At 59.0% G+C, this 23,721-nt stretch carries 26 protein-coding genes; 13 read left to right on the forward strand and 13 right to left on the reverse strand.

The annotated features are described in order from the left end of the window. Window positions 1-593: 593 nt before the first annotated feature. The 3 genes from ACMGGK_RS08185 (at window position 594) to ACMGGK_RS08195 (ending at window position 1,542) form a co-directional block, all read left to right on the forward strand. On the forward strand, window positions 594-791 hold the full coding sequence (locus ACMGGK_RS08185) for a glycine zipper domain-containing protein (RefSeq protein ID WP_004935148.1): 198 nt from the start codon (window positions 594-596) through the stop codon (window positions 789-791). Window positions 792-805: 14 nt separating this feature from the next. After that, window positions 806-1,054 (forward strand): GlsB/YeaQ/YmgE family stress response membrane protein, encoded by a 249-nt coding sequence (locus ACMGGK_RS08190; RefSeq protein ID WP_004935146.1) that lies wholly within the window; start codon window positions 806-808, stop codon window positions 1,052-1,054. A 95-nt stretch (window positions 1,055-1,149) separates the two neighbouring features. Continuing rightward, window positions 1,150-1,542: a YidB family protein gene (locus ACMGGK_RS08195; protein WP_016927203.1), complete on the forward strand. Its 393-nt coding sequence runs from the start codon at window positions 1,150-1,152 to the stop codon at window positions 1,540-1,542. A gap of 3 nt (window positions 1,543-1,545) precedes the next feature. Here the strand turns inward: ACMGGK_RS08195 and ACMGGK_RS08200 are convergent, their stop codons facing one another. Next, entirely contained in the window at window positions 1,546-2,478 is a 933-nt protein-coding gene (locus tag ACMGGK_RS08200; RefSeq protein ID WP_033639977.1) for a LysR family transcriptional regulator, read from the reverse strand. Between the two features lie 110 nt (window positions 2,479-2,588). Here ACMGGK_RS08200 and ACMGGK_RS08205 point away from each other — a divergent pair, with 110 nt between their 5' ends. Further along, a complete protein-coding gene (locus ACMGGK_RS08205; RefSeq protein WP_206194792.1) occupies window positions 2,589-3,641 on the forward strand; it encodes an SDR family oxidoreductase in 1,053 nt (350 codons plus the stop codon). Window positions 3,642-3,685: 44 nt separating this feature from the next. Here ACMGGK_RS08205 and ACMGGK_RS08210 read toward each other — a convergent pair whose 3' ends face one another. The 3 genes from ACMGGK_RS08210 to ACMGGK_RS08220 form a co-directional block, all read right to left on the reverse strand. After that, window positions 3,686-4,693 (reverse strand): NAD(P)H-quinone oxidoreductase, encoded by a 1,008-nt coding sequence (locus tag ACMGGK_RS08210; protein WP_176062993.1) that lies wholly within the window; start codon window positions 4,691-4,693, stop codon window positions 3,686-3,688. A gap of 153 nt (window positions 4,694-4,846) precedes the next feature. Next, on the reverse strand, window positions 4,847-5,056 hold the full coding sequence (locus tag ACMGGK_RS08215) for a hypothetical protein (RefSeq protein ID WP_004935132.1): 210 nt from the start codon (window positions 5,054-5,056) through the stop codon (window positions 4,847-4,849). 512 nt (window positions 5,057-5,568) lie between these two features. Then, window positions 5,569-5,946: a hypothetical protein gene (locus tag ACMGGK_RS08220; protein ID WP_033639980.1), complete on the reverse strand. Its 378-nt coding sequence runs from the start codon at window positions 5,944-5,946 to the stop codon at window positions 5,569-5,571. Between the two features lie 377 nt (window positions 5,947-6,323). Here ACMGGK_RS08220 and cspE point away from each other — a divergent pair, with 377 nt between their 5' ends. Further along, window positions 6,324-6,536: a transcription antiterminator/RNA stability regulator CspE gene (gene cspE / locus ACMGGK_RS08225; protein WP_004935122.1), complete on the forward strand. Its 213-nt coding sequence runs from the start codon at window positions 6,324-6,326 to the stop codon at window positions 6,534-6,536. A 320-nt stretch (window positions 6,537-6,856) separates the two neighbouring features. Further along, on the forward strand, window positions 6,857-7,057 hold the full coding sequence (gene dsrB / locus ACMGGK_RS08230; protein ID WP_004935117.1) for a protein DsrB: 201 nt from the start codon (window positions 6,857-6,859) through the stop codon (window positions 7,055-7,057). A 217-nt stretch (window positions 7,058-7,274) separates the two neighbouring features. Here the strand turns inward: dsrB and rcsA are convergent, their stop codons facing one another. Next, window positions 7,275-7,904: a transcriptional regulator RcsA gene (gene rcsA / locus ACMGGK_RS08235; protein ID WP_004935115.1), complete on the reverse strand. Its 630-nt coding sequence runs from the start codon at window positions 7,902-7,904 to the stop codon at window positions 7,275-7,277. A gap of 797 nt (window positions 7,905-8,701) precedes the next feature. On the opposite strand from rcsA, the gene ACMGGK_RS08240 reads away from it, so the two are divergent. Beyond that, window positions 8,702-9,343 carry a GNAT family N-acetyltransferase gene (locus ACMGGK_RS08240; protein WP_016927209.1) on the forward strand — a complete coding sequence of 214 codons (642 nt, stop codon included), beginning with the start codon at window positions 8,702-8,704 and terminating at the stop codon, window positions 9,341-9,343. 13 nt (window positions 9,344-9,356) lie between these two features. On the opposite strand, the gene ACMGGK_RS08245 is transcribed toward ACMGGK_RS08240, so the two are convergent. After that, window positions 9,357-10,772, reverse strand: coding sequence for a pyridoxal phosphate-dependent decarboxylase family protein (locus tag ACMGGK_RS08245; RefSeq protein WP_420276828.1), 1,416 nt, complete (start codon window positions 10,770-10,772; stop codon window positions 9,357-9,359). Window positions 10,773-10,873: 101 nt separating this feature from the next. Between ACMGGK_RS08245 and ACMGGK_RS08250 the strand changes: the two genes are divergently transcribed. Next, window positions 10,874-11,749 carry a LysR substrate-binding domain-containing protein gene (locus tag ACMGGK_RS08250; RefSeq protein WP_016927211.1) on the forward strand — a complete coding sequence of 292 codons (876 nt, stop codon included), beginning with the start codon at window positions 10,874-10,876 and terminating at the stop codon, window positions 11,747-11,749. Here the strand turns inward: ACMGGK_RS08250 and ACMGGK_RS08255 are convergent. Beyond that, on the reverse strand, window positions 11,746-13,131 hold the full coding sequence (locus ACMGGK_RS08255) for a CoA transferase (protein WP_143778263.1): 1,386 nt from the start codon (window positions 13,129-13,131) through the stop codon (window positions 11,746-11,748). The two genes, ACMGGK_RS08250 and ACMGGK_RS08255, sit on opposite strands and share 4 nt — an antisense overlap. 61 nt (window positions 13,132-13,192) lie before the next feature. Continuing rightward, window positions 13,193-13,354 carry a hypothetical protein gene (locus ACMGGK_RS08260; RefSeq protein WP_176062997.1) on the reverse strand — a complete coding sequence of 54 codons (162 nt, stop codon included), beginning with the start codon at window positions 13,352-13,354 and terminating at the stop codon, window positions 13,193-13,195. A gap of 432 nt (window positions 13,355-13,786) precedes the next feature. On the opposite strand from ACMGGK_RS08260, the gene ACMGGK_RS08265 reads away from it, so the two are divergent. Together ACMGGK_RS08265 and mgtA are read left to right on the forward strand one after the other, a co-directional pair. Next, a complete protein-coding gene (locus ACMGGK_RS08265) occupies window positions 13,787-14,485 on the forward strand; it encodes an MgtC family protein (RefSeq protein ID WP_028128127.1) in 699 nt (232 codons plus the stop codon). 243 nt (window positions 14,486-14,728) lie between these two features. Next, window positions 14,729-17,428: a magnesium-translocating P-type ATPase gene (mgtA, locus tag ACMGGK_RS08270; protein ID WP_420276829.1), complete on the forward strand. Its 2,700-nt coding sequence runs from the start codon at window positions 14,729-14,731 to the stop codon at window positions 17,426-17,428. 48 nt (window positions 17,429-17,476) lie between these two features. On the opposite strand, the gene ACMGGK_RS08275 is transcribed toward mgtA, so the two are convergent. From ACMGGK_RS08275 to ACMGGK_RS08290, 4 genes are all read right to left on the reverse strand, one after another. After that, the gene (locus ACMGGK_RS08275; RefSeq protein WP_016927216.1) at window positions 17,477-18,250 is read right to left on the reverse strand and encodes a DUF3307 domain-containing protein; all 774 of its coding nucleotides are present in this window, start codon (window positions 18,248-18,250) and stop codon (window positions 17,477-17,479) included. A 2-nt stretch (window positions 18,251-18,252) separates the two neighbouring features. Then, a complete protein-coding gene (locus ACMGGK_RS08280) occupies window positions 18,253-18,849 on the reverse strand; it encodes a hypothetical protein (protein ID WP_015378329.1) in 597 nt (198 codons plus the stop codon). A 213-nt stretch (window positions 18,850-19,062) separates the two neighbouring features. Further along, window positions 19,063-19,242 (reverse strand): hypothetical protein, encoded by a 180-nt coding sequence (locus ACMGGK_RS08285; RefSeq protein ID WP_004935085.1) that lies wholly within the window; start codon window positions 19,240-19,242, stop codon window positions 19,063-19,065. Between the two features lie 95 nt (window positions 19,243-19,337). Beyond that, entirely contained in the window at window positions 19,338-20,447 is a 1,110-nt protein-coding gene (locus ACMGGK_RS08290; RefSeq protein WP_420276830.1) for a YbdK family carboxylate-amine ligase, read from the reverse strand. A 151-nt stretch (window positions 20,448-20,598) separates the two neighbouring features. Here ACMGGK_RS08290 and ACMGGK_RS08295 point away from each other — a divergent pair, with 151 nt between their 5' ends. The 3 genes from ACMGGK_RS08295 to arsC all read left to right on the forward strand — a co-directional run bounded on the left by ACMGGK_RS08295 (window position 20,599) and on the right by arsC (window position 22,724). Continuing rightward, a complete protein-coding gene (locus tag ACMGGK_RS08295; protein ID WP_049300280.1) occupies window positions 20,599-20,925 on the forward strand; it encodes a metalloregulator ArsR/SmtB family transcription factor in 327 nt (108 codons plus the stop codon). 69 nt (window positions 20,926-20,994) lie between these two features. After that, window positions 20,995-22,284, forward strand: a complete 1,290-nt coding sequence (locus tag ACMGGK_RS08300) for an arsenic transporter (RefSeq protein WP_049300279.1) — start codon at window positions 20,995-20,997, stop codon at window positions 22,282-22,284. A gap of 14 nt (window positions 22,285-22,298) precedes the next feature. Then, on the forward strand, window positions 22,299-22,724 hold the full coding sequence (gene arsC / locus ACMGGK_RS08305) for a glutaredoxin-dependent arsenate reductase (protein ID WP_016927221.1): 426 nt from the start codon (window positions 22,299-22,301) through the stop codon (window positions 22,722-22,724). Between the two features lie 32 nt (window positions 22,725-22,756). On the opposite strand, the gene ACMGGK_RS08310 is transcribed toward arsC, so the two are convergent. Further along, on the reverse strand, window positions 22,757-23,719 hold the full coding sequence (locus tag ACMGGK_RS08310; protein WP_016927222.1) for a Dyp-type peroxidase: 963 nt from the start codon (window positions 23,717-23,719) through the stop codon (window positions 22,757-22,759). Between the last annotated feature and the right edge of the window lie 2 nt (window positions 23,720-23,721).

Genomic DNA, 23,721 nt, shown 5'->3' on the forward strand with positions numbered 1-23,721 from the left:
TTAACCCAAATTTCCATAAGGAAGATGATAGAATATTTTGTGCTAAACAGGATTTTCCATTAATGCTTTTTTTACGCTTTATTTAAACGCAGGCGAAAAACGAAGCGAAATAGGATTTTTACCGAGGGAGGAGGGGATATTTTCCGCTATTTCAACCGGCTGGCGAAATTGAAAAATAAAGACACAATTAAGCGCATCGCAAAAGTGACAACGGCTATGTAACCTCAATGAAACAGTAACGCCGCGGAACCGTCCCAAGCGGCGGCCAGTGCGTACAGTAGCGCGAGGATCAGGACTACGGGGGCATTGAACATTGGCGTTTCCTCCAGGAGGATGTGTTTAAAGTTTAGCCTTGCAAGATGACAGTGGGATGAAATCAGATCGTTTTTTGTATGGTGAAATTCAGACGGACGGAAATGGGTAAACCGCTGATTTTTTACTATAGTCATAGTGTGAAGTTGTGCGTTTGCCGCCGGACGCCTCCGCATTGAGCGGCAGCGGGCAGATTGCCCAGAGCAAGATCGCGGAGCGGACGGCGCCTGGCGCGAAACATGTGACGAAATTCTCAGAGAGTTGGTCTGTAAGGGTTTGACATGTCATATGAAAATGACGATCTAAACGGTGTTGAGCAACCGAGCGACTACGTGAAAACCACCGCCTGCGAAGTGAGCAGCGGTGTAAAAGCAGCGCTCGAGCAATCATGTGCCTGCCTTAAGGATAACCCTTGGGCGGGGATAGGCGCCGGCGCCGTCGTGGGCCTGGTAATAGGATTTCTGTTAGGCAAAAGGTAATAGGGAGAGTAAAGATGGGCATCATTTCCTGGATCATTTTTGGTTTAATCGCCGGTATCCTGGCCAAGTGGATTATGCCGGGCAAAGACGGCGGCGGCTTTATTGTGACCGTTATATTGGGGATCGTGGGCGCCGTCGTCGGCGGCTATATCAGCACCTTCTTCGGTATGGGCCGCGTTGACGGTTTTAACCTGGGCAGCTTTGTGGTGGCGGTAATCGGTGCTCTGGTGGTGCTTTTTGTCTACAGGAAGATCAAAGGCTAAGCAGCCGTTGCTCAACAGGGTCGCCGCGGCGGCCCTTTTTCGTGAAATCAATCCGGCGGTGCGGCGCGGGCCGTACCCGCTGAAAGGGGAATATCATGGGTCTGTTCGATAGCGTATTGGGTAACATTCTGGGCGGCGGCGCCAACGGTGGTAAAGGTATCGACTACATCGCCATTATGCAGTGGGTCGAGCAACAAGGCGGCCTGCAGGCCATTTTGGACAAGTTCCGTCAGGGGCAGTTCGGCGATATCGTCGGTTCCTGGCTCGGCAATGGCGAAAATCAGTCGATTACCGGCGACCATGTGCAGCAGGCGTTGGGTAGCGACGCCATCAACCAACTGGCTGAAAAGCTGGGCATCGATCCGGCACAGGCGTCCAGCACCATTGCGCAGTTCTTGCCAACGGTCGCGGATGCCGCCTCACCAAACGGTGAAGTTCAGCAAGACAGCAACGAGCTGGGCGATATGGTCGGTAAACTGTTCAAATAATGATTAGGCTCCCGGCGCCTGGCCGGGAGCCTTCACTCCGCTAATTCCCTCGATCGCCGTCAACGCCTGCTGCAGATGCGCCACCCAGGCGCGCACTTTCTCCGGAATAAAACGTAAGGCGGGATAGACCGCGTGCAGCGCCATGGGCGGGTAGCGGTATTCCGGCAAAACGGGCACCAGCGCCCCCGTCGCCAGCTGCTCGGCGATTAACGGTCGTTGGGCGCCGCCGATACCGGCTCCAGCCTCAATGGCGGCCAGCAGCGATAGCGTATTGTTGGCGCGGAACGTGGGCCGCACTGCAACCATCTCGGGGCCGTGCGGCCCGAACAGAGTGAGCGTATCGCCGTCGTTCAAACCGCTGTAACGAATGTGCGCATGTTTAGCCAGCTCCGCCGGCGAACGGGGCGTGCCATGTTTGTCCAGATAGGCCGGTGACGCCACCAGCAGGCGTTGCAGCTCGCCCAAACGTTTCGCCACCATGCCGGGCGCATGCAGTTCACCGAAACGCAGCGCTACGTCGATGCCTTCGCCGATCACGTCGGCGCGACGATCGTCCAGCAGCAGCTCGATGGCGAGGCTCGGATGACGTTGCTGGAAAGCGATGGCCAGCGGCGTGACGTGCAACTGCCCGAACCCGGTCGGGGCATGAATGCGCAGATTGCCCTGTAACTGGTGGCGCTGGCCGCGCAGCGCTTCTTCCGCTTCGTCGACCGCCGCCAGAATCGGTTTGAGGCGCTGATAATAACTGCTGCCGGCATCGGTCAGGGTGACCGCCCGGGTGCTGCGAAACAGCAGTTGGGCCCCGAGTTGCTGCTCCAGGCCGGCGATTTGCTGACTGACCGCCGGCTGCGTCAAACGCAGATCGCGAGCGGCGGCCGACAGGCTGCCCAGCTCCGCCACCCGCATAAAGGTTTTCATGGCGTTCAGCTTATCCATGTCGATCTTGCCTCTAGATTTTTCTTATAAGTGTTAGTGGAAAGTCTCTTCTACCGCAAGCATTACTAATCAATGACACTCAGGGCATCGATAACCCGAGGAGTGACAAGATGAATGCAAAGCGGCAGGCATTGGTGATCGGCGCCAATGGCGTGATTGGGCGCCGATTGATTGAGGAACTGGCCGGACAGGGCTGGCCAGTGGTGGGCGTCTCGCGGCGGGGTGGGCAACCGGCGCCGGGAGTGCGCCACCTTCAGGTTGATCTGCTGGATGCGGCGGCGACGCGCGACGCGCTGCGGCCGCTGAGCGCGATTAGCCACGTTTTCTATGCCGCCTATCAGGATGCGCCGGACTGGGCGGGGCTGGTGGCGCCGAACCTGCAGATGCTGCAACACGTCGTCGAGGAGCTGGAGCCGGTCGCGCCGGCGTTGGAACATATCAGCCTGATGCAGGGCTATAAGGTGTATGGCGCGCATTTGGGGCCGTTTAAAACGCCGGCGCGCGAAAGCGACGCCGGGCATATGCCGCCGGAGTTTAACGTGGCGCAGCAGCAGTATCTGGCGCAGCGGCAGGCCGGCAAGCGCTGGCGTTGGAGCGCCATCCGTCCAAGCGTGGTGGGGGGCTTCTCCCTCGGCAATCCGATGAATCTGGCGTTAAGCATCGCGGTTTACGCCTCGATCAGCAAAGCGCTCGGGCTGCCGTTGCGCTTCCCGGGTAAACCGGGCGCTTACCACAGCCTGCTGGAAATGACCGAGGCCGGGCTGTTGGCGCGCGCCACGCTGTGGGCGGCGACCGAGCCGGCGGCGGCCAATCAGGCGTTTAATATCAACAACGGCGATCTGTTTCGCTGGAGCGAGATGTGGCCGAAAATCGCCGCTTACTTTGGGCTGGAATGTGCGCCGCCGCTGCCGATGCCGCTGGAGAGCATGATGGCGGACAAAGCGTCGCTGTGGCGGGAGTTGGCGCAGCGGCACCAATTGGCCGAACCGGACTATCGCGCGGTGGCCGGCTGGCGTTTCGCCGATTTCGTCTTTTCCTGGGACTATGACATGTTCGCGGATGGCAGCAAGGCGCGGCGCTTCGGTTTCCACCAGTTTGTCGAAACCGAAGCCATGTTTTTCTCGCTGTTCGATGAGTTCCGCCGCCGCGGCATCATTCCCTGAGTGCGGCATCGGTTTCCCCGCAGCACCGGCCGCGGGGAATAGGCTCAGAACGTCAGCATGATCTTGCCGATGTGCTCGCTGGACTCCATCAGCGTATGCGCGGCGGCGGCCTGCTCAAGCGGGAAGGTTTTAAAAATTTGCGGTTTCAGCACGCCGCGCTCCAGCAGCGGCCAAACCTTTTCGCGCAGCTCGGCGGCAATCTGCGCTTTGTCCGCCACGCTGCGCGAGCGTAACGTCGACCCGGTATGGGTCAGGCGTTTCAGCAGCAGCGGCATCAGATTGAGCTCTTTCACCACGCCGTTTTGCGTGCCGATTTGCACGATGCGGCCTTCCATCGCTGCGGCCTGATAGTTTTTGGCGACATAATCGCCAGCGATCAGGTCGACGATGACGTCGGCGCCTTTACCGTTGGTGGCGTCTTTGGTGCGTGCGACAAAGTCTTCGCTGCGGTAATTAATCGCCACGTCGGCGCCCAGCGCCAGGCTGGCCTGACGTTTCTCTTCGGAGCCGACGGTGGTGATCACCTGGGCGCAGAAGGCCTTCGCCAGCATGGTGGCGACCGTGCCGATGCCGGAGGTGCCGCCATGGATCAACACGGTTTCGCCGGCTTTGAGATGACCGCGCTGGAACACGTTGACCCAGACGGTGAAGAAGGTTTCCGGCAGCGCGGCGGCCTCGGTCAGGCTCAGCCCCGCCGGCACCGGCAACGCATTGCTTTCATGCACGGTGCAGTATTCCGCATAGCCACCGCCGGCGATAAGGGCGCAAACCCGATCGCCGAGCGCGAAGTGGGTCACGCCTTCACCGATGGCCACCACTTCGCCGGCAATTTCCAGGCCGGGGATATCTGAGGCGCCGGGCGGCGGGGCATAGTTCCCCTGGCGCTGCAGCACGTCGGGGCGGTTAACGCCGGCGGCGGCGATTTTCACCAGCAGTTCGCCCGCTTGCGGAACGGGCACCGGGCGTTCGGTAACGACCAGAACGTCGGGAGCGCCCGGTTGGCTGATTTCAATCGCTTTCATCGTGTCGGGCAGCGCTGCATTTGTTGACATGGTTACTCTCCTCATCGTGGCGGACGTGATTATCAGGCGAAACGTCCGCAATAAAGTCTGCTGTTAGCTTAGCGAAATCGAATGAGGCGCGCGTGGTTGAATAGAGCGGTTTTGCGAGGAAGGGGCGAAGCCGCCGCGATGGGCGGCAGGGCATTAATCGTTAGGCGGGATGCGGAACCCTTTCAACGAGACGATGAAGTGTTCTTTTCCTTTGGAGATTTTGGCGCCTTTATCGCACCACAGGCTGGCAAGCTGGAAGAAGTCGTCGCTGCCGATATCGTAGGCCAGTTCGATTTTCTTGGCGGTGCCGGCGCGGATGAGTTTTTCTGCTTCCTGATGGTTTGCAGCTTTAATTATGGTCATGGGCGAAATCCTTGGTGTTAAGCCAGAGCGGATAAACGCGAATCATCATATGGCCATAATGTGACAATTTTGTGATGAAAGCATGACAGCCCGCGAAGGCGCGGCGTGCGATGTGCCGGGCCTTCGCGGTGAAAGCGCGTTGTCGGTTACCGATCGTGCGGGCGGACGAGTGTGCTTTTTTTCTGAGATTTTAAATGCTTGTAGAGGGCGAAGCCCGCAATGCCGGCCAAGACGGCCAGGAGGGCAAGGGATCCTGTGGCCATGAACGTTACCTCCGAATAAGAATGGCAAGGAGGCGTATTTGTGACATTCATCACTTTGTGGGGCAATGAGAGCAATCTGTAATCGGAAGACGCTTTGAGGGATAGGCCCCAAAAAAAAGCGCCTATAGGGAGGCGCATAAAGATTTGCAACACAGCTTGTTGTGTTCAACACCAGGAGGAGTGGTGAACTGAGGCATATTCTATGCAGCGGCAAAGGAGGCTGATATAGGCATTACTCCGAAAGCGCCACTACCACTCATAGCCCAACTGAATGTTGTAATCGGGATCCTGATTGGTGGAATAAGGATCAGACTGGCGGCGGCGATCGGTTTTCTTCACCGGGCCTTCATACGCGGGATAAGGTTTGGCGCGCGGTTTGCTGCAGCCAGGATGATCGCACTCAATATCGACGCGAAAACCGCTTTTATCTCTCGCCTCTGTCCAGGCGATCGGCGGTTTTCCCGTTTTGGGGGCCGGCTCAGAGGAGGCAGGCGGCTTGGGCGCGGGAGCCATGCTGGGGTCGGGGGCTTGATAATTGAGCTCCAGTGCACTCTGCGGAGCGCTGTAAGCGGCAAAGGCCAGCAGGGCGGCGGTACTGACAGCCGGTAATGTAAGCCATCTCGGCATGGTGAATCTCCCTGAATGATTTCGTCAGGCAACTATAAAACAGCAGAACGAGAATTACTATCATTTGCCTTGGGCGTTACGGGCGAGTCAGGCGGCGGCCCTATCGGCAGACAGGGTCAATTCCTGTGCGTTTAGCCGAGATTAGCGCCCCATTGCGGCGAAAAAGGTTGCTATTGCCGCTCGCTCATGAGTTAATGATGTCGGCCTGTGGTACAGACCTATTTATGCACGACATTTTGAGTAAAGTAGTTCAAATTTAAAGCGTTATCCCGGATAGCCCTTCTCTGACGAATTTCCTTTCCAGTGCCTCCATAAGTAACTGATGACCGGCTACCTCGCCCATGGCGGCTTACATTTATTATTGAAGGAAATTAGACATGTCTAACATGATCAAAGGTCAAGTGAAGTGGTTCAACGAAGCTAAAGGTTTTGGTTTCATCACCCCAGCAGACGGCAGCAAAGACGTATTCGTACACTTCTCTGCTATCCAGGATCAAGGCTTCAAGACCCTGGCTGAAGGCCAGAACGTACAGTTCTCTATCGAGAACGGTGCGAAAGGTCCATCTGCGGCTAACGTTACCGCTATCTAATTGGCGCCTGGCGCTGATTGAGAAAAACCCGCCGCGGCGGGTTTTTTTATGCCTGCAATTCAGCGGTGCGCAAAAAAAAGCCCGCAAGTCTGCGGGCAAAAGTTCCTTGTTACTTCTTCATTTGCGAGCGCTTCTCTGGGGGGGAAACGCCTGAAGACAGGCTACGCGAGACCGGCTTAAGATTCTGCGGCCAAACCGTTAAGAAAGTGAAAATCCAGGCGGCTGCTACGCTGATAGCAGAGGCCGGCAGGGCTGGAGCGGTGTCCATCACCTCCGGTTTTGTAATACACTGACGGCAATCGCAAATAATGGAGAAGGGTATGCAGGTTAACGATCGAGTGACGGTAAAAACAGACGGCGGCCCGCGGCGTGAAGGCGTCATTCTGGCCGTAGAGGTGTTCAACGAAGGCACCATGTATCTGGTTTCTCTTGACGACTATCCGGCGGGCGTCTGGTTTTTTAATGAAATCGACAGCCGTGACGGCACGTTTGTGGAGCCCTGTCGCGAGCACGGGCAGTAACTTAGGCTAATCTCATTAATTTGCTAATGAAATTGTCCATTTTGAGATTATTTCATTGCGGTAAGATTTTTTTTATCGACGGCAAAAAAATACCCGTTGCGCTAGCGGGGGATAACGCAGCAGGTATTTTTTTGTGGTTCCAGCGGCGGCTATCCAGATGACATTATCACCGGGTATTTAACGGCTGGTAAAACAGAGCGGGGGCGTTCTCTGTGGTTCAGCGGCTATTGACGAATATTCCACTGGTCAATGTATCGGTCAAACGAACAACGTGATAAATGATCTGCTTGTTGTGCGTTTTTATTTTCCGCTTGATGTTTCCCTTGTGGGAAGAGACCGTTTTGGCCTTTATTTGCATCTGGTCTGATATCTGGATGGTGCCTTGACCGGACATCCACATGCGTAACATGTTTGATTCAGTCTGGCTCAGCGTTACCGGCGTTTGATCCAGAGAGGATTTCTCCGTACGCAGAGACGTTCTCTCGAGATAGTGACTAAGTAGCTGATTCATAGTCTCTGGCTTGATGGATTTTGACGATATGATGACGTTCTTGCGAACATATAAATAATCGTCGAAATGTACGTTGGTAATGGCCATGAAGATGAAGAATAACGTATCCGGGTGCAGTGAAATGACCCGTTTTATTCGCTCGGTGGCGTTTGCTTCGTGGATGAAGCAGTCCTCGTTAATAAACACCAGGCTCGGATTCAACTTGCTGCATTTTTCATGCAGGCTGTCAATGTCCTCGATGGCATTAATATGGCGCTTCTTCACGCCATGCGAAGTCAGATAGTCGGTTAACCCCAATCTGGTATAGCTACATGAATCCATGATAATCGTTGGCATATCGCACCCCCACTTAAATCCGTTTTACTGCGGTAATATGAGAAAAAGCCTAAAAAGCCGAAAGGCAAAATGGAGCAATAATTCAGTGTAGCGAGTGTTCTATCAATAAACACGGCGTCACTCAATGATATTTTCATACTAAACTTATTAATTGCATGAATCTATAAGTTTGGCTTAAGTCAGAGCGATCTGCTGCTCGTCCAGCTTCGGCATGTTGAGCCTGATCTGCGCTTGGCGCCCGTGCCTGTCTGCATTGCTTGCCGCGAATCTGTTCATCATGTCACGAAACAAAATTTTAGTTTGCTAGGAAAAGTCTTAAAAAAAATTCATGTGTCGTTTTTTTGACGTCTTTCAGCGCATTTTTCGAGTGGACAAAAAACGCTCCATCTGGTGTTTTTCGTTTTTTTTATTTAAAAATCATTAAGTTATGGTGTTTTTCTGCTTTCCATGCTAATGATTAGCACTTCTTTTTTTATCATAACGGCAAACGAAAGTTAACATTATGGCCGGAATGTGTAGCTTATTTGTTGCTATAAATCACCGTTTTACAATGAGTTATCTGGATATTTATTTTACATGAAATAGTTTTCGTGAATGTTTAACGGTGATTCAGTGATTTCTCTAAACTATCATCCTGCGGCCCGATCCGCAGGGGAGGAATGGCAGGTCGGAGTTGTCTCTGGCTCGCGTTGGTTTTAACTTGCCTCTCCACCTTTCAAAAACAGGATGTCGCGGTGAGACGGAATCAGTATGGGCAGCCGATAGGCGAAGCCCTCCCTCATTGGCAGCCGGCAGGCATGCCCGGGCACTCGCCGTTGCAAGGGCGGTTTTGCCGCCTCGAACCGCTTAACCTCGCGCGCTGGGGGGAGGCGCTTTATCAGGCTTATCAATCCGCCGAGGACGATCGCGACTGGACTTATCTGTTTTGGGAACGGCCGCAGTCGCGCGCAGATTTCCAGCGTTATCTTCAGGCTCAGGCGTCCAGCGCTGACAGAAACACGATGGTAGTGATCGATCAGTCAAACGGGTGCGCGGTGGGAAGCTGCGCTTTTTTGCGCATCGATCCTGCCAACGGCGTGGCCGAACTCGGCACCATCAACTGGTCGCCGCTGATGAAGCGCAGCGCGCTGGGCAGCGAGGCGATTTTCCTGATGCTGCGGCATCTGTTCGACGATCTTGGCTACCGGCGCTGCGAATGGAAATGCGATAGCCTCAATCTGCCTTCACGCCAGGCCGCCGAGCGCTTGGGTTTCCGCTATGAAGGCACGTTCCGCCAGGCCGTCGTCGTCAAAGGACGCACGCGCGACACCGACTGGCTGTCGATCGTCGACGGGGAATGGCCGGCGCGGCGCGCGGCGTTTGCCGCCTGGCTGTCGCCGGATAACATCGGCGATGACGGGCGGCAAGAACGGCGTTTGCAGGCCTTCCAACTCGGGTAATACGCCGCGCGCGCTAGGCCGTTTCCGCCAGGCAATGGCGCAGCGAGTCCAACGCCAGCCGGATGTCCTGTTCCTCGGTCATCCAGTTGACCAGCGCGGCGCGGATCCCCGGCTGACCGCTATAACGCGTAGGGGTGCAGCGCACCACGCCGTGCCGGCTCAGGCGCTCGAGAAAGCGATCGCGCGCCGCCTCGCTGTCGCCCAGTGGATGGCTGAGTGCGAAGCACACCACGTTCAAATTCACCGGCGCCAGCAGCTGGAAACCGTCATCGGCTGCCAGTGCCGCCCCCAGCGCCTGCGCCAATCGGACGTTGCGCTCGACGATATCCCGTATGCCGCTGCGGCCATAGGCTTTCAGCGTCAGCCAAAGCGGCAGGGCGCGGAAGCGGCGCGAATTTTCCGGCGTCAGATGCAGATAGTTGTCTGGCCGCAATGTCGGTGCTTCCAGGTAGGCCGAATGGTTCTGAAATACCTGCATTTGCAGATCCAAATGGCGGGTAAATTGGATCGCGCTGTCATAAGGCACGTTCAGCCATTTGTGCGCGTCGACAGTGATGGAATTGGCATGCTGCCAGCCCTCAAGTCTTGGAGCGTAGAGCGGCGAGCAGGCCGCCACGCCGCCAAATGCCGCATCGACATGCAGCCAAAACGGATAACGCTCCCGCAGCGCCAGCAGACGCGGCAGGTCGTCGAAAGCGTCGGTGTTGACCGTACCGGCGCTGGCCAGTACCAACGTTGGCTGGCCGGCGCCGGCGGCGAGCTGCCGTTCCAGTGCTTCCATATCCATGGCTTCAGACTCCGGCAGGCTGGCGACGGTCGTCAGCGCCTCGCGGCCGATACCGAGCATGCTGAGCGCCTTCACGCTGCTGGAATGTGGATTGGCCGACAATACCCGGATGGAACCCAGCGCCGCCAGGCCCTGTTGGGCGATATCCACGCCGTGCTGTTGTCCCAGCCACTGCCGGCCAATGGCCAGCCCGGTGAAATTGGCCATGGTCGCGCCGCTGACCAGGCTGCCGCTGAACGTTTCCGGCAGGCCCAGCAGGGATTTCAACTGCGTCACGGCCGCCAGCTCGATCGTGGCTGCGATGGTATCATGGCTGAGCAAGCTATTTTGGTCTGTCACGCTAACCAGCCAGTCCGCTGCGACCGCCGCCGGGGTGCCGCCGCCGGTGACGAAGCCGAAATAACGCGGGCCGGCGCTGGCGGAAATGCCGGCCTGATAACGTTGCCAAAAGCGCTCCAGCGCCGCCAGGGCGCCTTCGCCGTTTTCATCTAGTCGATCGTCGCCCGGTTGCAGCTGCTGATGCTCGAGCGGCGGGCAGACCGAGCGTTGCTGCAGCCCGGTCAGGAAATCTTCCGCCAACTGGCGGGTGTGGTCGAGGATCTGCGGAAACTGCGCGAGATCCTGTTGTAAACGTGGGTGCATGGTGGCTCCGAAAGCGTCAGGGATGATGGGGTAAACATAGAACATTTGCCTGCCGGTCAAAATCGATGAAAAATAACCTTTTTGGATAGCCTGGTTAACCAATGATGAATGAACGCATTCCCCTGCATGTCTTGCCGACCTTTGCGATCGCCGCCAGGTTGGAAAATTTGCGCGCTACGGCGGAACAGGTGCATTTGACGCACGGTGCGGTCAGCCAGCAAATTCAGCTGCTGGAGCAGGCGGTCGGCTATCCGCTGTTTGAACGGCGCGGGCGCGGCGTGCGCCTGAATGCGGCCGGGAAAGAGATGCTGGCGGCGGTGGAACCGGCGCTGCAGGCGCTGCAGCAGGGCGTCGCCCGCGCCCGGCGTGCGGCGACAAGCCAGACGCTGCGCATCAGCGTGTTGCCGTCTTTTGCCCATTATTGGCTGTTGCCGCGTCTGCCTGCTTTTCATGAGGCCTGCGCCGATATTGCGCTGGATATCGATGCGTCGCTGGCGCTGCAGGATCTGTCGCAGCGAGGGTTCGATGCGGCGATCCGCATCGGCAGCGGTCAATGGGCGGGACTGCAGGCGCAGCGTATCGCGTCGGGTGACGTGCTGCCTGTCGCTTCGCCGGATATGGCGCGAGAATGGGGGGCGGCGTTCGAGAACGGTGGCGATATTCCGTTGCTCGAGCACGACGTCAGTCCCTGGCGCGACTGGTTCAACGCGCAGGGGCGGCCGTTATGCGGGCGGCAACAGGCGTTGTTCAACGATGCCGGATTGTTGATTCGCGCGGCGGAGCAAGGGTTTGGCATCGCGTTGGCGAAAAAGCTGCTGGTCCAGGATGCTCTCGACGCGGGGAGACTGGTGGCGTTGGCCGCGCCCCGTCGTCTGAGCGATGACGACGTTTATCTGGTGTGGCCGCAGACCGCCGGGTTGACGCCGGCGGTCACCCGCTTGCTGCAGTGGCTGCAGCAACAGTTGGCGGCGATTTAGCGGCGTAGCCATTCCGGTTGCGAGGTGCCGAGCGTAGTCGCCGGCAGCGCCCATTGCAGCGCCGTGCCCTGCAGGCTTAACGGGGCGCGCAGGCGTTGCGCGGCCCCCCAGTAAGTCAATTCCGTTTCCGGGTTCTCGTCGGCGGTTCCGGCCGGTGCCAGCGGTTCCGGCCGGTAGTCTGCCGAACAGGGATGCGCCAGCAGCAACTGCGCCGTGCGCGCCAGCGACAGCCGCGCGTGGTAGCCGGTGCCGCGGCTCAGGCGCTGCGCCATACCGGTCAGCACCGCCGCCGCCATCAAATAGCCGGTGGCGTGATCCAGCGCCTGTACCGGCAACGGCACCGGCAAACTGGCGCTGCGCCAAACCATGCCCGCCTCCGCCAACCCACAGCTCATCTGTACCAGGCTGTCGAAACCGCGCCGGGTGCGCCACGGCCCGCTCCAGCCGTAGGCATTCAGGCAGACGTCTATCAGGCCCGGCGCCAGCGCGCGTCTTTCCTCCGCTCCATAGCCCAACTTCTCCAGCGCACCGGCACGGTAGCCGTGCACGATCACGTCGGTGTTTCTCAGCAGATGTTCAAACGTATGGCGATCGTGCGCATTGGTCAGGTTGAGGCGCGTGCTGCGTTTGCCCAGCATGACTTCATGTTCAACGCCAGGCTCATCCCAACCGTAGGGATCGATGCGCAGCACGTCGGCGCCCAAACCGGCAAGAAAACGCGTGGCGATCGGCCCGGCGAGAATGCGCGTCAGGTCCAGCACCCGCACGCCGTGCAGCGGCCGGGCGACGGGTAGCGCCCAGCCCGGCGGTGGCGCTTCCGGCTGCAGCGAGGCGTGGATCAGCGGTTCGAGCGCCACGCTTTTGCCCTGAATATGTTGTCGCCACGCGGCCGCCGAGCGCATTTGGGCCGCGCAGCCGCCGGCCTCGATCACCGCTTCCTCCAGCTCGCTTTTTTTCCAGCCCAGCACGCGTTCCGCCAGCGTGCCTTTATCCGATGCCGAACCCAGCACCTGCTCCACCGCTCGCCGATGGTGCGGCGCATTGGTATGCAGGCGTATCCAGCCATCCGCCGTCGCATAGTCGCCGGCCAGTGCATCCCAGGCCGCAGGCAGCGTCCACCCCAGCGGACGCAGCGTCCAGCCGAACCAGAGCGAGGCCAGGCGTTGATCGATCCAGACCTGCGGCGCGTCGGCCGCCTCGCGGCGAAGCAACTCGGCGCAGGCCAAACCGGCGGCGCCCCAGGCGGCGGTAGCCAATTCGGTCACGGGAAACGCCGAAGGCAATGCGCCGGTGCCGCTTACGGTTAGCCGGTCGGCGGGGGCGGGGCGCTGCCCCAGGCTTTGCCAAATTTCGTCGAGCAGAGTGTGGATCAGAGGCGTCATCGGCCACTCCTTGCGGGTCGTCGGAAATATAGCCTAGCGTAGCCCACTGCCGGCGACCTTGCTAAGGCGCAACGTCGAACGTGCGGCCGTCGGCCAGTGTGGCGCGCAGGCTGTGGGCCGCGATGCCGGCGAAAGGCTGCGCGCTGAAATTGGCGGTCAGCGCTTTGTCCCATAGGGCCTGATGCAGCGGCCGGAAGGCGGTGTCGGCGCCCAATGTCGCCATCTTCTATTTGTGACATCGAAATATCATCGCCGTATTCCAGTTTATTTTTCGTTTAATAAATTAGCCTTTACTTCATTATCCGACGTCACTATACTCAGCCAAAATTTCGGTGGAGAAACCCAATTGGACAGTTGTAGTTGTAATAAAACAAATAAGGCAAGCTGACCAATTCTCTTCTGATTTGTTGCTTGCCGTTATCGGCGGGCAGCACCCCTCTCCAGTTATTTCTGAGCTGTGCATACCCGAGTAATAAACGTTTCCTGATGCCTGACGGTTTCAGGTGAATCGAGTTGGACGTTATTATGGTATTTTGCAGCCACAGCCTTTTCCCTCCAGGCACGACACGCTGATTCGCTGATTTATTTTCAGCGCGCTTTCGCGTGTGCTAAACAGCACATGATTTTATCTCCTGCGGTTATTAAGGGGACAGTCATGGCGATGACTCCTTTCGTTTTAAATTTATTGCTGGCGATGTGCCTGGGCGCGGTAATTGGCGCTGAGCGCCAGTGGCGCCAGCGCATGGCTGGCCTGCGCACCAATGCGCTGGTGGCGACCGGTGCGGCGGTCTTTATTCTCAGCGCCATGTCCACCGATCCGGCCAGCGCCGGCCGGGTGGCCGCGCAGATCGTATCCGGTATCGGTTTCCTCGGCGCCGGCGTTATCATGCGTGAAGGGCTGAACATTCGCGGCCTCAACACCGCCGCCACGCTGTGGTGTTCGGCGGGGATTGGCGTCCTGTGCGGCCTGGGCCAGCATTGGGATGCGGTGGTCGCTACGCTGGTGATCCTGTGCGCCAATATCCTGCTGCGCGAAGCCGCGCAGCGCATCAATCTGCAGCCGCATCAGCAGGCGACCGATCTGGAATTGTGCTACCGCATTCAGGTGACCTGCGGCGAGCAGGACGAAATTCTGGTGCGCACCCTGATCTTGCAGGCGCTGAACGGCGTCGCCTTGCGGCTGCAATCCTTGCGCAGCGCCGATATTTCCAGTCCGGGGCAATTGGAAGTGTGCGCGGAAATTACCGCCACTCCGGCCGCGCAAAAAGAAATCGAAGGTATTGTTTGCCGCGTCAGTCTGGAAAAAAGCGTGAGTGCCGTTCGCTGGCGCGTCGCGTCCGAATTACCAGTCTGAATAATAATATAAATATTGATTAACTTGATTATATGTTCGGTTTTATTCATGAGCACCTTGAATAACGTGGGGCATTAAGGAGGCGTTATGGACGATGACCCCGGAAGGGAAATGATTCTTGCGTGGCTGACAGGGTAATTCCGCCATTTAGTCACGCTAATTAAAAATTCCACTCTGCGCAGAGTCACCTGTTTATCGGGCGGGATATCCCTGTGCGTAGAAAGAAAATAAGAGAATAGCGTTATGACTCAGATTAATGAAAGAATGCCTCGCCGTGATAAAGATGCGGCGGCCTACGCCATTGCGCAAGAGGCGACCAACAGCATCGCCCAAACGCTGGCGAACCTGAAGTGCAACCGCAACGGCTTGACCCAGGACGACGCCGATGAGCGGCTGGAGCAGTTCGGCGCCAACCAGGTCGCCCACGACAAGGCGCCGCATGCCTTGATTCAGCTGATCAAGGCCTTCAACAACCCGTTTATCTTCGTACTGATGGTGCTGGCTGCGATCAGTTTCTTTACCGATTATTGGCTGCCGCGCCAGAACGGTGAAGAAACTGAACTCACCGGCGTCATTATCATCCTGACCATGGTCACGCTGAGCGGGCTGCTGCGTTTTTGGCAGGAATACCGCACCAACAAAGCGGCGGAAGCGTTGAAGTCGATGGTGCGCACCACCGCCACGGTGCTGCGCCGCAGCAGCTACAGCGCGCATCCGCTGACGCTGGAAGTGCCGATCCGTGAACTGGTGCCGGGGGATATCATTCAGCTCTCCGCCGGTGACATGGTGCCGGCCGACGTGCGTCTTATCGCCTCGCGCGATCTGTTCATCAGCCAGGCGATTTTGACCGGCGAAGCGATCCCGATCGAGAAATACGATGCCATGGGCAACGTGGCGCAGAAGTCGAGCGAAGGGGAAGTATCCAGCGAGAACGCGCTGCTTGAGCTGTCCAATATCTGCCTGATGGGCACCAACGTCGCCAGCGGCACCGCCACGGCGGTGGTGGTGGCGACCGGCGGGCGCACTTACTTCGGCTCGCTGGCCAAGTCGATCGTCGGTTCGCGGGCGCAAACCGCGTTCGATCGCGGGGTGAACAGCGTCAGCTGGCTGCTGATTCGCTTCATGCTGGTGATGGTGCCGGTGGTGTTGCTGATCAACGGTTTCACCAAAGGCGACTGGAGCGAGGCGGCGCTGTTCGCACTGGCGGTGGCGGTCGGTCTGACGCCGGAAATGCTGCCGATGATCGTCAGCTCCAACCTGGCGAAAGGGGCGATCGCCATGTCGCGCCGCAAGGTGGTGGTGAAGCGCCTGAACGCCATTCAGAACTTCGGCGCCATGGACGTCCTCTGCACCGACAAGACCGGCACGCTGACCCAGGATCGCATCATTCTCGAGCACCACATCGACGTCACTGGCGCCAGAGATAACGAGGTGCTGCACCTGGCCTGGCTGAACAGCTTCCATCAAAGCGGCATGAAGAACCTGATGGATCAGGCGGTGATCCGCTTTGGCCGCGGCAAACCGGGGATTGAAGCCCTGGGGCGTTTCAGCAAGGTGGATGAGCTGCCGTTCGATTTCGTGCGCCGCCGTTTGTCGATCGTGGTGGCGGACGAAAATGGCAAGCAGCAGCTGATCTGTAAGGGCGCGGTAGAGGAGATGCTTGAGATCGCCACCCACGTGCGCGAAGGCGACAAAACGCTGGAACTGGACGACGCGCGCCGTGCGGCGCTGCAGGCGTTGGCTCGCGAGTATAACGAAGACGGTTTCCGCGTGCTGGTGCTGGCGACGCGCGAACTGGATGCGAAGCGCCCGGCCGAACCGTTGAGCGTGGCCGACGAGCGCGACATGGTGGTGCAAGGGCTGCTGACTTTCCTTGACCCGCCGAAGGAGAGCGCGCAGCAGGCGATCGCCGCGCTGCAGGAAAACGGTGTGACGGTGAAGGTGCTGACCGGCGACAACCCGGTGATCACCTGTAAGATTTGCCGCGATGTCGGCCTGGAGCCGGGCGAGCCGCTCTCCGGGCTGCAGATTGAACAGATGGATGACGAAGAGCTGGCGCGCGAAGTGGAACAGCGTACGGTCTTCACCAAGCTGACGCCGCTGCAGAAATCGCGGGTGCTGAAAATGTTGCAGAGCAACGGCCATACCGTCGGCTTCCTCGGCGACGGCATCAACGATGCGCCGGCGCTGCGCGACGCCGACGTCGGCATCTCGGTCGACACCGGCACCGACATCGCCAAGGAATCGGCGGACATCATCCTGTTGGAAAAGAACCTGATGGTGCTGGAAGAGGGGGTGATCAAAGGGCGCGAAACCTTCGGCAATATCATCAAGTACCTGAACATGACCGCCAGCTCCAACTTCGGCAACGTGTTCTCGGTGCTGGTGGCGAGCGCTTTCATCCCGTTCCTGCCGATGCTGGCGATCCACCTGTTGATTCAAAACCTGATGTACGACATTTCCCAGCTGTCGCTGCCGTGGGACAAGATGGACAAAGAGTTCCTGCGCAAGCCGCGCAAGTGGGATTCCAAAAACATCGGGCGCTTTATGCTGTGGATTGGGCCGACCTCGTCGATCTTCGATATTACGACCTATGCGCTGATGTGGTACGTCTTCGCCGCCAACAGCGTAGAACACCAGGCGCTGTTCCAGTCCGGCTGGTTCATTGAGGGGCTGCTGTCGCAAACGCTGGTGGTGCATATGCTGCGCACCCAGAAGATCCCGTTCATTCAGAGCACCGCGGCGCTGCCGGTGTTGCTGACCACCGGGTTGGTGATGGCGCTCGGCATCTACATTCCGTTCTCGCCGCTCGGCGCCCTGGTTGGCCTGCAGCCGCTGCCGTGGGAATACTTCCCGTGGTTGGCCGCTACGCTGGTCAGCTACTGCGTGGTCGCCCAGTTGATGAAGCGTTTCTATATCCGCCGCTTCGGCGAGTGGCTGTAAGCCGCCTCGGCGTTCGCTCCAGGGGCGAAATTCTTCGCCCCTGCACCGCTACAGCAGTTTGTTGACCAGCAGGCCGAGCATGATGGTCAGCGTGAAGGAAAACAACGTGCCGAGCAGCACATACTCGGTACGCATCTTATCGTCGCTCTGGCGCAGATCGCCGAAACGGAAGATAGATTTGGCCGCCAGCAAAAAGCCGATCGCCGGGATTTGCCCCAGCAGCACGAAGGTCAGGATCAGCGTTCTCTCCAGATAGCCAATCTGTTTGCCCGCGCGCAGCAGCGAGTCGTTGTCGGCCTTGGCCGAAGGCGGCATTTGCGGCGTCCAGTGCGCCAGCAGTTGCCCGATCAGCAGGCTCATCGGCAGATAAATCAGGCTGTAGGCCACCAGCACCAGCCCGGTTTGCCAACGCCCCAGCTGCCGCCCCAGCGCGGCGAGCAGTTCACCGGCGTTCGGCGTTAGCCCCAGCCACAGCAAGGCGATCACCGCCAGATGCAATCCCTGATCGAGCAGGAAACTGCGGGCCGGGCTCAGGCGGTTCATCGCGGTGACTTTCAGCAAATCGATCAGGTAGTGGCTGACGGCGATGACCAGCAGGCTGGCCAGCACCTGCAGTGAAGAAAGCCCGCCATGCAGCAGGCCGAAACCGGCCACCGCCCAGGCGGCCAGCACCCCGTGCAGCAACGCGTGCAACACCAGAAAACGCGAACGCGCGCGATGCCGAATTTTATCTTCCACCCAACTCAGCGGCTGCAGCGGAAAATCCGCCAGCAGATGGACGAGCAACAGCCAGGCCAGCAAAGGCGCATAGGTCAGATCCATGGTCAGACGATCCTGTTAATGGCGTGAATAAACCGCATGATTTCCTCGTAGGCCGCGCGTTTCAGCGCGGCGGAGACCGTGGAGGCGGCTTTTTGCAGCTGGTCCGCCACGGCGGCGCCGCTGTCGGCGAACATTCTCGCCTGAACGATGCGCGCTTCGGCCTGTGACAGGCGGCCAATCACATGATCTAACATCGGCAGCAGATCGCTGACAATGGCGTTTGTCCGATCGTTGTCGGTTTTCAGAGCCAGCCGGCAATTTTTTGCCATGGCGTCCAGCGCGCTGCCGGAGTTGATAAAGGCGCTGCCGTAACCGGCGGCGTCGGGCCGTTGGCTACCCAGCCCGACGGCGATGCGCGCATCCCAGTGCGCGGCGCCCATCGCCCGCAGCGCGAGGCGAATGTACACCGCCAGCAACAGCCCGTCCTCCGGGGCGGCCTGCGCCTGGAAGGCATCGCCGCGAAAGATTTCCACCTGATGCAGCCGCCCGTCACGCCGCAGCCGATCGAGCAGGTTATGCAGCCCATTGAGGTAGTTGACGGTGTCTGATCGGCGGGAATCGACCAGATCGCCGCTGATTACGCTGATTGGCGTCGGCATGGCGTGTTCCATTATTTGCAGTAGGATGACTATAAATTCGCACCTGGATACGAATATGTCAATAATTCGCCTCTAGGTGCGAATTTATGGGGTTTTCGCCTGTGAGGGCGAAACGAGGCAGGATGAGGAACGTGGGATGAACGGCCGGGAATGCGCGGGCCTGCCAGGCTCGCCACCGGCGGCGTAGAGGGAAAATGGCCGGCAACCGGCTGTTCAGAAGCTTTTAACCAGCACGTCACGCGGCATTTCGCTGCCGTGTTTCAGCAGATGCTCAAACGATCGCTCGCTGCTTTTCAGCTGCTGCAAAAATTCCTGCGGCGACAGATCGTGTTTTTTGCCGCTCATGTAAGCCAGCGCCAGTTCTTTTGCCTGATAGCGGGAGAAGTTGTACATGGTGTCCTCGATACGGTGAATGTCAGTGCTCACGATTGTAGCGAAAGAGCACATAATGAACAGCGGCTTTGGCGTATGGAATCGATAGCCGAAACTTAACTTGCAGGCTGCAACAGCTCATCGCACAGGCGCTTGATCACCTGAGCTTGCGGCAGGCCGTTGTGCAACATCTGGCGGATATGCTCCGAATCGCTGATGCCCTGGCGGACATGGCGCTCGACGGCCTGCAGCAGGGCACGATCCTCCCGTCGCTCGGCAAAACCGCTCAGCGCTTCGAGAGTGTGCAGGATGTGGGCGGTCAGGCTGCTGCGGCGCAGCGTCGCGGGATCGACGTATTCGGCGGCAAAACCGCTGCGATAGGCGTTGATCTTGTTGTAATTGGTGAAGGCATCGTATTCCGGCGCGATCGGTGAGCGGTGCTGCAACAGAAAATCGGCCAGCAGGCGGCAGTAACCGACCAGCAGCACGGCGTGGGTGAGGCGCAGCGGCGTATCGCAGATGCGGATCTCCACCGTGCCCAGCTCCGGTTTTGGCCGCGCATCCCAGTAAATATCCTTGACGCTTTCAATCACGCCGGCGGCATTCAACCGTTCGTAGTAGGCGTTGAATTCATGCCAGCTGTAGATGTGTTCCAGGCATCCGTAGTTGGGGAAGGAGTTCTGGGCGCTGAAGCGGGAACTGGCAAAGCACGTGTCGACCCCTTGATACAGCGGCGACGAGGCGCTGAGCGCGATCAACTGCGGAAAGTAGGGCGTCAGCGCATGGCACAGGTACATCGCTTCGTCCCCGTCGTTGACGCCGAGGTGAATGTGTTGGCCGAACACGCAGGCCAGCTTGGAGAGATAGCCAAAACGGCTGGCCAGCTGCCTGTAGCGCGCGTTGTCGCTGATGACCTGCTTGCGCCAGTCGTTGCTCAGGTGGCGGCCACCGCCGCAGACGTCACAGCCCAGGCGCTGCGCGCAGCGCCGGACGGTATGGGTCAGGGCGCGCAGCTCGGTGTGCAGCTCATCGAGATCGCGGTGCACCGAGCTGTTCAGTTCCACCATCGATTTGGTGAGCTCATGCTTGACGCGCCGGCGGTCGCCGACCGCGCCGACCACCCGATCGGCTCGATCCGTAAGATCGTAGTGTTCGGCATCGACCAGCTGTAACTCTATTTCGGTGCCGATGGAGAGCCTTTCCGAACGTTTGAATGTGAGCGGCATGGTACCTCCTTCCTGCAAGAACGGCATAAAGATAAGTATATGTCTCGGTGAGGAGGGCAACGTTTTGCATTTTATATTTGTTTTTTCGCATATGAAGCTGGTATCTTCACGAGCGAGTTGTGGTGAAGAGAAAGGTTAACGGGAGTGTGACATGCCGTCATTGACGCCGCTGAAGCTGTTTAAAAACCTGTCTGACGAGACGCGTCTGACCTTGGTGCTGCTGTTGCGCCACGCCGGTGAACTGTGCGTGTGCGAGCTGTCGGGCGCACTGGCGCTGCCGCAACCCAAGATTTCAAGGCATCTGGCGATGCTGCGTGAAAGCGGGCTGCTGCTCGATCGGCGCGATGGTAAATGGATACATTATCGCCTGTCGCCGCATATGCCGGCCTGGGCGGCGGCGATTATTGAGCAGGCTTATCAGTGCCGGCCAGAACAGATGACGGAGTTAGCGCAACGCGTGGCGAAAGGTTGCCCGTAACGGTAAAAAATTTACGCAAACACGTATGAAAAATCGAATATGTAAACTTAAAAGGGCGGAAGGGCAGCGATGATAGTGGCAGGGGCGATCTTTATTCTGACGTTGATCTTGGTCATCTGGCAACCGAAAGGGCTGGGTATTGGCTGGAGTGCGTCGATCGGGGCGGGATTGGCATTATTGAGCGGCGTGGTGCACGTCGGCGACATCCCCGTGGTATGGCAGATAGTCTGGAATGCGACTGCGACCTTTATCGCCGTCATCATCATCAGCCTGTTGCTGGATGAAAGCGGCTTTTTCGCCTGGGCCGCCTTGCACGTCGCGCGCTGGGGCAACGGCAGGGGCCGCTGGCTGTTTACCTATATGCTCCTGTTGGGCGCGGCTGTGGCGGCGCTGTTCGCCAATGATGGCGCCGCGTTAATCCTCACGCCGATCGTGATCGCCATGCTGTCGGCGCTCGGTTTTCGTCCTGCTGCGGTGCTGGCTTTCGTCATGGCGGCGGGCTTTATCGCCGATACCGCCAGCCTGCCGCTGGTGGTGTCCAACCTGGTGAATATCGTTTCGGCGGATTTCTTTCACTTGGGCTTTACGGAGTATGCGGCGGTGATGGTGCCGGTCAACCTCGTCGCCGTGGCGGCGACGCTGGTGATGTTGCATCTGTTCTTCCGCAAGGATATTCCGCCGGGCTATGCGCTGACGCGTTTACCGGTGCCGCGGGAAGCGATTCGCGATCGCGCGACGTTTCGAGCCGGTTGGGCGGTATTGGCGCTGTTGCTGATTGGCTTTTTCGCCCTGGAACCGCTCGGCGTGCCGGTGAGTTTGGTCGCCGCCAGCGGCGCGCTGGTGCTGCTGGCGGTTGCGAAACGCGGGCGGGCGATCGATACCGGTAAAGTACTGCGCGGGGCGCCCTGGCAGATCGTGATTTTCTCGCTGGGCATGTATCTGGTGGTCTATGGGCTGCGCAATGCCGGCTTGACCGATCTGCTGTCCGGTGTGCTGGATGCGCTGGCGCGGCAGGGGCTGTGGGCGGCGACGCTCGGCACCGGCTTCCTGAGTGCGTTTCTCTCTTCCGTCATGAATAACATGCCGACGGTGCTGGTGGGGGCGCTGTCGATCGACGGCAGCGGCGCGGAAGGCGTCATCAGGCAGGCGATGATTTACGCTAACGTCATCGGCAGCGATCTCGGCCCTAAAATCACCCCGATCGGCAGCCTGGCCACGTTGCTGTGGCTGCATGTGTTGGCAAGGAAAAACATCGTCATTACCTGGGGCTATTATTTCCGCGCAGGACTGGTGATGACGCTGCCAATTCTGTTCGTCACCCTGGCAGCGCTGGCGCTGCGGCTGTCCGTTTTATCCTAACCGGAGAAACCGTCATGAGCAGTATCAAGATTTATCACAACCCGGCCTGCGGCACGTCGCGCAATACGTTGGCGCTGATCCGCAACAGCGGCGTTGAGCCGGAGGTGATTCTGTATCTGGAAACGCCTCCCAGCCGCGAACGGTTGATTGCGTTGCTGGCCGACATGAACATGCCGCCGCGCGCGTTGTTGCGAAAAAACGTCGAGCCTTACGCCGAGCTGCAGCTGGACGACAGCGCCTGGAGCGACGAACAACTGATCGACTTCATGGTGCAACAGCCGATCCTGATCAATCGCCCCATCGTGGTGACGCCGCTTGGCACGCGCCTATGCCGTCCGTCGGAGGCGGTGTTGGAGATTCTGCCGGATCCGCAGCGCGGCGCCTTCAGCAAAGAAGACGGCGAGCCGGTGATCGACGCGCAGGGCCGCAGGATAACCTAAGGCTGATCGCTGCGGCCCCGCATTTCGGCCAATCAGTGCAGTTCGGCGCCGCTGCGATCGGCCAGCGCTTCCAGCAGCGGGGCGGAAGGCACAAAGAACAGGGTGCCGGTCACCGCGCGGCTAAAATCGAGCAGCCGATCGTAGTTGCCGGCCGGGCGGCCGATAAACATGTTTTCCAGCATCTGCTCGATCGGCTGCGGGGAGCGCGCATAGCCGATAAAGTAGGTGCCGAACTCGCGCAGGCCGGGGCGGCCGAACGGCATGTTGTCGCGCAGAATTTTCACCTCGTTGCCTTGCTCGTCGGTGATGGTGGTCAGCGAACTGTGCGACGACGACGGTTTGACCGCTTCATCCAGCTCGATGTTGGACTGCTTATGGCGGCCGATGATCTTCTCCTGCGTTTCCACGCTGAGCGAATTCCAGCCCTGCATGTCGTGCAGGTATTTCTGCACCAGCACATAGCTGCCGCCGCTGAACGCCGCGTCTTCGTCGCCGATCACCGTGTAGTCGAAGGCTTCGTGCCCTTCCGGGTTCTCCGTGCCGTCGACGAAGCCGATCATGGCGCGCTGATCGAAGTAACGGAAGCCGTGCACCTCCTCGATCACCGTCACGGCGTCGCCGAGCTTGGCGGTCAACTGAGAGGCCAGTTCAAAACACAGATCCATTTCATCGGCGCGGATATGCAGCAGGATGTCGCCAGGCGTGGCGACGGCGACGCGTTCCCCGCTGCCGATCGGGCTGAACGGATGCAGCTGGCGAGGGCGCGGTGCGCCGAACAGCGTATCCCAGGCCTCGGAGCCGAAGCCGCAGACGCAGGTGAGGTTGCCCGCCGGCGCGCGTTTGCCGACCGAACGCACCACGGCGGCGATGTCGCCGCACCAGGCGCGCACCGCCGCCAGATGGGCGGGAACGGGCGACAGGGTGGCGACGATAAAGATGGCATGGCGCGTCACCGGCGTGAATACGGCTTGCGGCAGGGGGGTATTTGCATTCATTG

Source organism: Serratia sp. BNK-33-b (assembly GCF_048684565.1).
In the GTDB taxonomy this organism is placed as follows: Bacteria; Pseudomonadota; Gammaproteobacteria; order Enterobacterales; family Enterobacteriaceae; genus Serratia; species Serratia marcescens.

Coding starts and splice junctions, on each gene's coding strand:
- ACMGGK_RS08185 (WP_004935148.1), top strand. CDS start 594: ATGTCATATGAAAATGACGATCTAAACGGTGTTGAGCAACCGAGCGAC.
- ACMGGK_RS08190 (WP_004935146.1), top strand. CDS start 806: ATGGGCATCATTTCCTGGATCATTTTTGGTTTAATCGCCGGTATCCTG.
- ACMGGK_RS08195 (WP_016927203.1), top strand. CDS start 1,150: ATGGGTCTGTTCGATAGCGTATTGGGTAACATTCTGGGCGGCGGCGCC.
- ACMGGK_RS08200 (WP_033639977.1), bottom strand. CDS start 2,478: ATGGATAAGCTGAACGCCATGAAAACCTTTATGCGGGTGGCGGAGCTG.
- ACMGGK_RS08205 (WP_206194792.1), top strand. CDS start 2,589: ATGAATGCAAAGCGGCAGGCATTGGTGATCGGCGCCAATGGCGTGATT.
- ACMGGK_RS08210 (WP_176062993.1), bottom strand. CDS start 4,693: ATGTCAACAAATGCAGCGCTGCCCGACACGATGAAAGCGATTGAAATC.
- ACMGGK_RS08215 (WP_004935132.1), bottom strand. CDS start 5,056: ATGACCATAATTAAAGCTGCAAACCATCAGGAAGCAGAAAAACTCATC.
- ACMGGK_RS08220 (WP_033639980.1), bottom strand. CDS start 5,946: ATGCCGAGATGGCTTACATTACCGGCTGTCAGTACCGCCGCCCTGCTG.
- cspE (WP_004935122.1), top strand. CDS start 6,324: ATGTCTAACATGATCAAAGGTCAAGTGAAGTGGTTCAACGAAGCTAAA.
- dsrB (WP_004935117.1), top strand. CDS start 6,857: ATGCAGGTTAACGATCGAGTGACGGTAAAAACAGACGGCGGCCCGCGG.
- rcsA (WP_004935115.1), bottom strand. CDS start 7,904: ATGCCAACGATTATCATGGATTCATGTAGCTATACCAGATTGGGGTTA.
- ACMGGK_RS08240 (WP_016927209.1), top strand. CDS start 8,702: ATGCCCGGGCACTCGCCGTTGCAAGGGCGGTTTTGCCGCCTCGAACCG.
- ACMGGK_RS08245 (WP_420276828.1), bottom strand. CDS start 10,772: ATGCACCCACGTTTACAACAGGATCTCGCGCAGTTTCCGCAGATCCTC.
- ACMGGK_RS08250 (WP_016927211.1), top strand. CDS start 10,874: ATGATGAATGAACGCATTCCCCTGCATGTCTTGCCGACCTTTGCGATC.
- ACMGGK_RS08255 (WP_143778263.1), bottom strand. CDS start 13,131: ATGACGCCTCTGATCCACACTCTGCTCGACGAAATTTGGCAAAGCCTG.
- ACMGGK_RS08260 (WP_176062997.1), bottom strand. CDS start 13,354: ATGGCGACATTGGGCGCCGACACCGCCTTCCGGCCGCTGCATCAGGCC.
- ACMGGK_RS08265 (WP_028128127.1), top strand. CDS start 13,787: ATGGCGATGACTCCTTTCGTTTTAAATTTATTGCTGGCGATGTGCCTG.
- mgtA (WP_420276829.1), top strand. CDS start 14,729: ATGACTCAGATTAATGAAAGAATGCCTCGCCGTGATAAAGATGCGGCG.
- ACMGGK_RS08275 (WP_016927216.1), bottom strand. CDS start 18,250: ATGGATCTGACCTATGCGCCTTTGCTGGCCTGGCTGTTGCTCGTCCAT.
- ACMGGK_RS08280 (WP_015378329.1), bottom strand. CDS start 18,849: ATGCCGACGCCAATCAGCGTAATCAGCGGCGATCTGGTCGATTCCCGC.
- ACMGGK_RS08285 (WP_004935085.1), bottom strand. CDS start 19,242: ATGTACAACTTCTCCCGCTATCAGGCAAAAGAACTGGCGCTGGCTTAC.
- ACMGGK_RS08290 (WP_420276830.1), bottom strand. CDS start 20,447: ATGCCGCTCACATTCAAACGTTCGGAAAGGCTCTCCATCGGCACCGAA.
- ACMGGK_RS08295 (WP_049300280.1), top strand. CDS start 20,599: ATGCCGTCATTGACGCCGCTGAAGCTGTTTAAAAACCTGTCTGACGAG.
- ACMGGK_RS08300 (WP_049300279.1), top strand. CDS start 20,995: ATGATAGTGGCAGGGGCGATCTTTATTCTGACGTTGATCTTGGTCATC.
- arsC (WP_016927221.1), top strand. CDS start 22,299: ATGAGCAGTATCAAGATTTATCACAACCCGGCCTGCGGCACGTCGCGC.
- ACMGGK_RS08310 (WP_016927222.1), bottom strand. CDS start 23,719: ATGAATGCAAATACCCCCCTGCCGCAAGCCGTATTCACGCCGGTGACG.